We start from the raw sequence: 508 nt of genomic DNA, 5'->3' as shown, positions 1-508 counted from the left end.
ATGAAATCTTATTTGATCAACTTTTTTTGCTTAAAGATGGGCTTCTACACGCTAATAGGAGAATATTAGCGTGTAGATAAAATGCATTTAGAATACAATTTATGTAAAATATAAAAATATATAATATTAATATATTATCAGCGAATATAGAAGGACTAACTTACTATACTATTATTTAAAATAATCGCTTTATTGTTGAACATAAAATAATAATTCTATCACATTTTATACAGCTTTTTAATAATAACAGAATAATTTCTTTTTAGAAACCATTATAAGTTGAAAAAGTATCTTTTACAATGATATCCATTATATTATTCTCGCCACCTAATTTTTCTTCTAACTCTTGATAATATGTTTTCTGTTCTTGAGAAACTTCAGTATCTATCTTTTGCTCTTGTCTTTCTTTATTAGCTTTATAAACCTCTAAAATCTGTGGCAATTTAGTAATTAATTCATAAAATGCATTGGGACCACCCGTTACCACTTCATAGAATTTATCCCCAGA

At 25.4% G+C, this 508-nt stretch carries 1 protein-coding gene; it reads right to left on the bottom strand.

Going from position 1 to position 508, the window contains the following annotated elements:
- Window positions 1-262: 262 nt before the first annotated feature.
- The coding region (locus tag KMHG_RS19210) for a hypothetical protein (protein WP_010285663.1) at window positions 263-508 on the bottom strand (246 nt) is incomplete at its 5' end.

Source organism: Kurthia massiliensis (assembly GCF_000285555.1).
Lineage (GTDB): Bacteria > Bacillota > Bacilli > Bacillales_A > Planococcaceae > Kurthia > Kurthia massiliensis.
This window is presented reverse-complemented; position numbering and strand designations above follow the sequence as displayed.